Annotated in this window: 9 protein-coding genes; 4 read left to right on the top strand and 5 right to left on the bottom strand. The window is 66.7% G+C overall.

All coding sequences use genetic code 11. The features are described 5' to 3' along the window. Positions 1-208: 208 nt before the first annotated feature. Positions 209-1,513, top strand: coding sequence for an acyl-CoA dehydrogenase family protein (locus A9X05_RS12780; RefSeq protein ID WP_067781775.1), 1,305 nt, complete (start codon positions 209-211; stop codon positions 1,511-1,513). Between the two features lie 94 nt (positions 1,514-1,607). Here A9X05_RS12780 and A9X05_RS12775 read toward each other — a convergent pair whose 3' ends face one another. Continuing rightward, positions 1,608-2,306, bottom strand: coding sequence for an MspA family porin (locus A9X05_RS12775; protein WP_197499047.1), 699 nt, complete (start codon positions 2,304-2,306; stop codon positions 1,608-1,610). Between the two features lie 174 nt (positions 2,307-2,480). Between A9X05_RS12775 and A9X05_RS12770 the strand changes: the two genes are divergently transcribed. After that, entirely contained in the window at positions 2,481-2,738 is a 258-nt protein-coding gene (locus A9X05_RS12770; protein ID WP_067756481.1) for a hypothetical protein, read from the top strand. On the opposite strand, the gene A9X05_RS12765 is transcribed toward A9X05_RS12770, so the two are convergent. Genes A9X05_RS12765 through A9X05_RS12750 form a run of 4 tightly spaced genes read right to left on the bottom strand, consistent with a single transcriptional unit; the run spans position 2,739 to position 5,899 of the window. Then, entirely contained in the window at positions 2,739-3,710 is a 972-nt protein-coding gene (locus A9X05_RS12765) for a phosphotransferase family protein (protein ID WP_067781772.1), read from the bottom strand. It abuts the gene before it with no gap. Further along, on the bottom strand, positions 3,711-4,511 hold the full coding sequence (locus A9X05_RS12760) for an SDR family NAD(P)-dependent oxidoreductase (RefSeq protein ID WP_067781768.1): 801 nt from the start codon (positions 4,509-4,511) through the stop codon (positions 3,711-3,713). 45 nt (positions 4,512-4,556) lie between these two features. Continuing rightward, positions 4,557-4,988 (bottom strand): DoxX family protein, encoded by a 432-nt coding sequence (locus tag A9X05_RS12755; RefSeq protein ID WP_231978345.1) that lies wholly within the window; start codon positions 4,986-4,988, stop codon positions 4,557-4,559. Beyond that, positions 4,982-5,899 (bottom strand): alpha/beta hydrolase, encoded by a 918-nt coding sequence (locus A9X05_RS12750; RefSeq protein ID WP_082970949.1) that lies wholly within the window; start codon positions 5,897-5,899, stop codon positions 4,982-4,984. The genes A9X05_RS12755 and A9X05_RS12750 overlap by 7 nt, the downstream gene beginning before the upstream one ends. Before the next feature lie 67 nt (positions 5,900-5,966). Between A9X05_RS12750 and A9X05_RS12745 the strand changes: the two genes are divergently transcribed. Beyond that, the gene (locus tag A9X05_RS12745) at positions 5,967-6,290 is read left to right on the top strand and encodes a multidrug efflux SMR transporter (RefSeq protein ID WP_082950130.1); all 324 of its coding nucleotides are present in this window, start codon (positions 5,967-5,969) and stop codon (positions 6,288-6,290) included. A 251-nt stretch (positions 6,291-6,541) separates the two neighbouring features. Next, a partial coding sequence (locus A9X05_RS12740; protein ID WP_067781759.1) for a glycogen/starch/alpha-glucan phosphorylase occupies positions 6,542-8,695 on the top strand: 2,154 nt, incomplete at its 3' end.

The following is an 8,695-nucleotide window of genomic DNA, read 5'->3' as shown; positions in this document are numbered from 1 at the left end:
GGCGTCGATGCGGATGACATCGGCGCCCAAGTCGCCCAACAGCATTCCGCCGAACGGCGCCCGGTCCGGTTCGCCCACCCCGACACCGCCATCGCTTCCCGGTGACCACACGCGCGCGCTGCTGGTCGAACTGGGGTTGAACGCACAAGAGATCACCGAGCTTGTTCAGGCGGGCGTGGTGGCACAAAGCAACCGAGAGGGACGATAGATGTCGTGGGACTTCTCCACCGATCCCGAATGGGCACAGCAACTCAAATGGGTCGAGGACTTCGTGCGCGAAGAGTGCGAACCCATCGACCTGATCGTCAAGGAATCCCACGACCTCAACGACCCGGTGCGCCAGGCGCTGATCCCACCACTGCAAGACATCGTCAAGGAGCGTGGCCTGTGGGCCACCCACCTCGGGCCGCACCTGGGCGGCCCGGGCTACGGCCAGGTGAAACTCGCGCTGCTCAACGAGATCCTGGGCCGGTCGGAGTGCGCGCCGATCGTATTCGGCTCCCAGGCCCCCGACTCCGGCAACAGCGAGATCCTGGCGCACTACGGCACGCCCGAGCTCAAGGCCCGCTATCTCGAGCCGCTGCTCGACAACCGCATCGTGTCCTGCTTCTCGATGACAGAGCCGCAGGGCGGCGCCGACCCCAAGGTCTTCCGCACCACCGCGGTGCAGGACGGGAATCACTGGATCATCAACGGGGAGAAGTGGTTCTCGTCATTCGCCTCGATGGCGTCATTCCTGATCGTGATGGCCATGACCGATCCCGACGCGCCGCCCTACCAGCGTTACTCGATGTTCGTCGTGCCCGGCGACACGCCCGGCATCAACGTGCTGCGCGACGTCGGCCTCGGCTATCAGCCGGTGGGCGGCGGGCGCGAGGGCTATGTCCGCTACGAGAACGTCCGCGTGCCGGCCGACCACATGCTGGGTCCGCGGGGCGGGGCCTTCGTCGTGGCCCAAACCCGCCTGGGCGGCGGGCGGATTCATCACGCGATGCGCACGGTCGGCCTGGTCCGCCGGATCTTCGACATGCTCTGCGAGCGGGCGGTTTCGCGGTACACGCAAGGCGAGGTGCTCTCCAACAAGCAACTCGTGCAGGAGATGATCGCCGACTCCTGGATGGAGATCGAGGCCTTCCGACTGCTGACACTGCAAACCGCTTGGAAGATAGACCAATTCAACGACTATCAGGCGGTGCGGGCGGACATCTCGGCGGTGAAGGCGATGATGCAGAAGGTGCTACACGACGTCTCGTCGCGAGCGCTACAGCTGCACGGGTCGCTGGGCACCACCCACGAGATGCCGTTCGTGCAGTACCTGGTGGAGTCGTTCGTGCTGGGGCTTGCCGACGGCCCGACCGAGGTGCACAAGGTGACGCTGGCCCGGTTGCTGCTCAAAGACCGCACGCCCGCGCCCGATCTGTTCCCGTCCGAACATCTGCTGCGGTTGCGCGCGGCGGCCGAGGCCAAGTTCGCCGACAAGTTGGCCGGCATCCCGCGGCGTGGCGATCGCTAGCGCGGCGGAGCCGGGCGAAGCGGGTCGCCACCGTCCGCCCGTGGCGATCGCTAGCGCGGCGGAGCCGGGCGAAGCGGGTCGCCACCGTCCGCCTTTAGACGGCTTTCGTGACACCGACGTACGACAGCACCACGTCGGACAGATCGGTCATCCGAGTGAGCACCGCGTAGGAACGGATGAACGACTGGCCCACGCATCCGTCGATCTTGATGTGGAAGTTGCTGATCATCACCCAGGGGTTCGCACCCTTGAAATTCTTCTTGATCACCGGCACCGTCAGGACGAGGCCGGGTTTCATTCCGATGCTCATCACGCCGTTCATCGGCGTCGAAACGAACGGCAGCAGGGGCGGCAACGTACCGGTGGTGTCGAAGGTGGGGCTGACGCCGGGGATGATGCCGGCACCGCCCTCCATGATCACGCCGTTGGAGGTACTCATATCGATCCCGCAGCCGATCTGGTAACCCACCTCCAGGATTCCGTGGGGCTCTTCCGGTCCTTTCAGCGAGCCGACGAAGATGCCGCTGGCCATGTATTCGCGCGAGGCGATGGAGGTGGTCAGCGGTGCCACCGGGACTTGCATCTCGTCCTTCGCGCCCAGCCCCAGGGTCCAGCCGTCGGGAGTGTTCAACAGGACGGGGGGATTCGATGGCACCGTCCCGTCGGCCGGTGCCGAAGTCGCAGCGGCAGGCTCGATCTCGGGACCGTCATCGGGATCACCGGACGCCGCCGGCGCCGTGACCACAGACAAAACGAGGCACGCGGCGACCACCAGGGCACGACGAACGACCACGGTTACCGGCCTCACGCACGCCAACGTACGCAATGCCCTTTTCGAGTCGCGAAATTTGCTGGCCGGCCGATCAAAGTCGTTGTGTGTTCGTGACTCTTATGCGACATGGACGCCGAAGCTAGAATTAGGCTTTGTTAGCCGGCAGTTCAGGCAAACGACGGAAGGGCCGCGACCATGAAGCGCAGATTCGCCACCGTACTTGTCGTGGGTTCGGTGGCCGTCGCAGTCATGACCGGCGCCGGCGGATTCGCGGTCGGAACGGCACTCGCGTCTCCAGACCCGGGCCAGGTGGACGACATCCCGACGATCGACGAATGGCAGATCCAGTACCCGACGACGATGACGAACCCATACGAAGATTCAGTCGGCTCTTCGGGTGACTGGGGTGGCGTCGGGATGTGGTGCCAAAATCTCCACGCCAATTGCGCCTGATCACCCACGCCGTCGAATCAGCAGTGACCGCGCGCGGTCCAGCAACCCCGGCAGCGTTGCCGCCATCGCTTCCAGTTCCGCTCGCGGGGCCGCTCGTCGCCGATTGTGCTTGACGATCAGCGACCACGTCGCCGCCGATTTGAAGCAGGCGAGCGCGCGGAACCAGGCCACGTCGGGGACGTTGCGGCCCAGTTCTTTCCGATAGATTTCGGCGAGTTCGGCGACGGACGGCACCACCGCCGCCGAGCGCGGAACGCGCCGGTACGTGTCCGGGTCGCAGTTGATCAAGAACCAGCCGGCGTCGATCCGCGGATCGCCCACCGACCAGATCTCCCAGTCGATCACCGCATTGATGCGCGAGCCGGTCGCCATCAGGTTGCCCAAACGGAAGTCACCGTGCACCACGCTCGGCCCCATGGCCGTTGGCGCGCAACCCAACAACGCGTCCCGCACCCCCGCCCAATCGGGCACCAACACCGGATCGACGGTCTGCAGCGTCTCGGACCAACGCCAGACTTCTGCGACCGCATCGACAATCGGTTCATCACCCAGGCCGACTTCGCCGGGCCGCAAACCGTGCAGCGCGGCCATGGCCCGGCCTGCGTTGCGGTACCGCTCGGCCAAGCCGGCGCCGCCGGCGCAACCGTCGAAAAGCGGCTCGACACATTCGCCTTCAACGTGTGACATCACGAACAGCGGCGGCGTATGCGGCGGTTCCCCCGGGTCCTCCCACAACACGTCGGGCACCGGAACCGCGCTGCCCGCAAGGGTTTTCAATATGCGGGCCTGGCGCAGCACGTCGCGATGCGCGACCGGCTCGACCCCGGGCGGGGCGACCTTGATCACCGCGGGCCGCCCGTCCAGGGCGCCCCGGAAGGTGAGGCTGGAGGCGCCCCCGGAAATCGGTGCGACGCCGGTGATTCCGGCGCCCGCCAAGCGCCGCCGCAGCGCGGCTAAATCCAGTTCGGCCATTCAGCCGGCCGACCTGGTCCAGCCGACCTCGGCGAGGAAGGGCTGGGTGTGCGCGATGCGCCCGGTCAGGGTCTTCGGGTCACCGGTACACAGCCGGAAGGCCGTCTCGGTGATCAGTTCGACGTCTTCGGTGTCGGTCTTGGCCAGGTCGAGGGCGCCGGCCCCGGGCGTGGCCACGGGATTGCTGGGAGCCGCGGCGTTGACGGCGATCCCGTCGTCGTACAGTTCGGCCGCAAGGCTTTTCGTCAGCCGGTTGAGCGCCGCCTTGACCGTCCCGTAGAAGCCGAAGCCCGCGGTGCGGTCGAACTCGGAGAACGGCGGGCCCGGTGGCAGGTCACCGGCCAACGAGGTCAGGTTCAGGATCCAGCCCCGCCCGCGCTCCCGCATCGCCGGAATCGCCAACTGGCTCAACTGCAATGGGCCGAGGACATGCATCTCCATCATCAGGCGGGCCCGCCGCTCCGGGAAGCCGTCCAGGGGCCGCAGGAAGGTCACCGCCGCGTTGTTGACCAAGATGTCGGGGGCGCCTACGGCGCTGACCACTTCGGCGAACAACCTTTCCCGTTCCTCGGGCCGCGACAGGTCGGCTTGGACCGCGACGGCCTTCCCGCCGCGCGCGACGATCTCGGCCAGGGTCTCGCCCAACGAGCCCTGGTACTTGGGGTCCGGATCCATCGTGCGGGCGGTCAGCGCGACCGTGGCACCGCGCACGGCGAGCCGTGCGGCGATCGCCTTGCCCAGCCCCCGGCTGCTCCCGGTGACGAGGGCCACCATGCCATCGCACCGTTGGTCCGCGCTCATCCTCGACCTCCTACGGAAATGGCTTCTCCGCATCAGAGAATGCCATTATCGCCGGTCGAGGGGAAGTGCCCTCCCCCGCAGCGCGTCGATCGAATAGCTCCCGCCACCCGTGAAGACGAGCAGCAGGAACGCGAAGCAGAACAGGATCGACAAGCCGCCGCCGTTGCCCGCCGGCGGATCGGCGACCGGCCAGAGCGCTTGCGGCTGGTGGATCCAGAAATAGGCGACCGCCATCTCCCCGGAGGCCACGAATGCGACGGCCCGCGTGCACAGTCCGGCGGCGATCAGCACACCCGCGACGACCTCGATCAGCCCGGCGTACCAGCCGGGCCAGGAGCCGAACTCGACGCGAACCGGCGACGCCACCGGCCAATCGAACAGGCTCCTCGATCCGTAGGCGGCGAACAGCAGACCGTAGACAATGCGAAACACACTCAGCACCGCCGGGGCGTAGCGGCTCAGATCCTTCGTCACGATCCAGAGGTTACGGTCACGGTCCAGTCGAGGAGGCGCCGCCAGAGCCGATGCCGGCTCGACGCCATGTTGTGGCAGTGCGCGCTGTCGGCCAAGACCAGCGTGGTGATGTCGGGACAGGCGCGATACAGGCCGGCCTCGGCCCGCGGATCCGGCGACACGTCGACGGCGCCGAACACGATCAACACCGGAACCTCGATCTGTGCGGCTCGCTCGGCAACGACGCCGGGAATCATGGCGGTCCCGAACACGCGCGGCACCAGCGATTTCGCGACGACGCAGTCCGCCGCGACGACGTCGGCGGGGACGTCGGCGAGGTGAAACCAGCTCTGCAGGTGCTCGCGCGGGCCCTCGAAGTAGGGCTGGGGCAAGGCGGCGAGGATCTCCCGCTCGAGGTCGGCGCGTCCACGCGCAGTCGCCGACCGGGCAATGAATCCGGGGTCCAGGTTCAGCGGCGCGACGTGTTGATTGGTGCAGCCGAGCAGGGCCAGCGCGGCGTAGCTGGAGAACAGCGCTTGCTGGGTGACGGCCAGGTAGCCGCCGAGGGAATGCGCCAGGGCCACCGGCGGCGCGTGGACTCCGATTGCGCCGGGCAACGCGGCCACGGCGTGCGCGAGCGTGGCGGCGATGTCACGAAAGCCGAAATCCCTTGCCGGTTGTGAACTTTCACCCGTGCCCAGCGGATCGATGGTCACCACGCCGTAGCCGTTGCCCGTCGCGAACTCCGCGAAGCTGTACCCATGGCGGCCGGGTATACGCAGATCCCAGTAGTCACGGCTGTAGGTGCCGCCCGGCAGGCAAACCAAGAGCCCGAGCGGCTCCCCGCGCGCCGGATAGTGGGTGGCCGCAAGCGACGCCCGCTCCCCGATCACGTCACCGACGTCGAACGTCAACGGCTGCGCGGCAAAGGTCATACGGCGCAATCCTTCCACGACCTGTCCTGTACACACATACATGTACGTCCACACGCAAGGAGGCGTCTTGACTTACGTGTTTCTCCTCTGCGCCATCGTCGCGGAGGTGATCGCGACCAGCCTGCTCAAGAGCACGGAGGGTTTCACCCGACTGTGGCCGACGGTCATCTGCCTGACCGGCTACGCCGTCTCGTTCGCGCTCTTGGCGCTGTCGATCGCGCGCGGCATGCAGACAGACGTCGCCTACGCGTTGTGGTCGGCGATCGGCACCGCCCTGATCGTGCTGATCGCCGTGTTGTTTCTCGGCTCGCCGGTGTCTGTCGCGAAGGTCGTCGGCGTCGGGTTGATCATCGCCGGCGTGGTCACGTTGAACCTCTCCGGCGCCCATTGAGGCTAGGCGTGGGCCGCCGTTTCGTCGCCGGCCCGTGAGCTGCTGTTTACGCAACGGCCTTCAACCGCGCGCCTGGTGTGCAAACATCGCTGCCAGACTGACGCTCTGCCGTCCCCCGGGCGGCTCGGTTGATATTGCGGCAACCTCTAGGGAGCAGGACCACCATGACCGATGTCGAACAGACACCCCCCGACGGAGTCTCTCCCGCCAGCCCTACGCGGGCGGATCTGGTTGAGCACTCGCGCACGGGGATGAGCGCGGCCGCACTGCAGCGGGCCATCAACGACCACCTGCGCTACTCCATCGGCCGCCCGGCCGCGGCCCGGCGGCCCGAGCACTACTACCGGGCACTCGCCCTGGCCGTGCGCGACCGCATGCAGGACCGCCGGGTGGTCTCGACGCAAACCTCGCTCGATCTCGGCCGCAAGGTGACCTGCTACCTGTCGGCGGAATTCCTGATGGGGCCGCAACTGGGCAACAATCTGCTGAACCTCGGCATGGAGCGCGCGGCCCGGGAGGCGCTGGCGGCGATGGGCCAGAACCTCGACACCGTACTGGCGTGCGAAGAGGAACCGGGACTGGGCAACGGCGGCCTCGGCCGGCTGGCCGCGTGCTATCTGGACTCGCTGGCCACCCTGGAGCGGCCGGCGATCGGTTACGGAATCCGCTACGAGTTCGGCATTTTCGACCAGGAGATCCACGACGGCTGGCAGGTCGAACAGACCGACAACTGGCTCGACCACGGAAACCCCTGGGAGATCGCCAAACCCGACGTCAACTACCTGGTCAAGTGGGGCGGCTACGCCGCGCACTACACGGACGACGGCGGCCATGATCGCGTCCGGTGGGTGCCGGGGCGGGTGCTCAAGGGCGTCGCCTATGACACCCCCATCCAGGGTTACGGGGTGAACACCTGCAACGTGCTGACGTTGTGGAGCGCACGGGCCGTCAAGTCTTTCGCGCTGGAAGCGTTCAACACCGGTGACTACTACGGCGCCGTCGAAGACGAGGTGATGTCGGAAACGGTCACCAAGGTGCTGTATCCGAACGACGAGCCGGAGGCGGGCAAACAGTTGCGCCTGCTGCAGCAGTACTTCTTCGTGTCGTGCTCCCTGCAACACGTGCTGCACATCATGGACGACCTGGCCGACGTCTCCGTCAGGGAGCTACCCCAGCGGTTTGCCGTGCAGCTCAACGACACCCATCCCTCGATCGGCGTCGCCGAACTGATGCGGTTGCTGGTCGACGAGCGACAGCTGGACTGGGACGAGGCGTGGGAAATCACGGTCGCCACGTTCGGCTACACCAACCACACCCTGCTGCCGGAGGCGCTGGAGACCTGGCCGCTGGAGCTCTTCGCGGAAGCGCTACCGCGCCATCTCGAGATCATCTACGAAATCAACCGCCGGTTCCTCGACGAGGTGCGCGCCCGGTTCCCCGGTGACGAGGAGCGGATCGGCCGGATGTCGCTCATCGGCGAAAACGGCGGCAAGAACGTCCGAATGGCGCACCTGGCCACGGTGGGCAGCCACGCCATCAACGGCGTCGCCGCCCTGCACTCGGAGCTCCTGAAAAGCAGTGTGCTCAAGGACTTCTACGAGATGTGGCCCGAGCGTTTCAGCAATAAGACCAATGGCGTGACGCCGCGCCGCTTCCTTGCGCTGGCCAATCCCGGGCTCCGGGAACTGTTGGACCGCACCGTCGGTGACGGCTGGCTGACCGATCTGGGACGTCTGCGCGGCCTGGAGCCATTCGCCGAGGACGCCGCCTTCCGGCGGGAATGGCGTGACATCAAACGCAATAACAAGGCGCGCCTGGCCAAGTACATCCGCTCGGTGGCCGGCGTCGAACTCAATCCGGACTGGATGTTCGACGTCCAGGTCAAGCGCATCCACGAGTACAAGCGTCAGCATCTCAACGTGCTGCACGTCGTGGCGCTGTACCACCGGCTCAAGCAGAACCCCGGCCTGTCCATTCCGCAGCGTGCCTTCATCTTCGGCGGCAAGGCGGCGCCCGGGTACTTCATGGCGAAGCGAATCATCAAGCTGATCAACGCCGTTGGGGAAACCGTCAACGCCGACCCGGACGTCAACCGATTCCTGAGGGTCGCGTTCGTGCCCAACTTCAACGTGCAGAACGCCCACATGATCTACCCCGCCGCCGACCTGTCCGAGCAGATCTCCACCGCGGGCAAGGAAGCGTCGGGCACCGGGAACATGAAGTTCATGATCAACGGCGCGCTGACGGTCGGCACGCTCGACGGCGCGAACGTGGAGATGCGCGACGAGGTGGGTGCGGAGAACTTCTTCCTGTTCGGCCTGACCGAGCAGGAGGTCGAGGCGGTCAAGGCGAGCGGGTACCGCCCGGCCGACTACATCGACGGTGACGCCGAGCTGCGCGCGGTG

The sequence above is a fragment of the Mycobacterium sp. E3298 genome (assembly GCF_001666895.1).
In the GTDB taxonomy this organism is placed as follows: Bacteria; Actinomycetota; Actinomycetes; order Mycobacteriales; family Mycobacteriaceae; genus Mycobacterium.
This window is presented reverse-complemented; position numbering and strand designations above follow the sequence as displayed.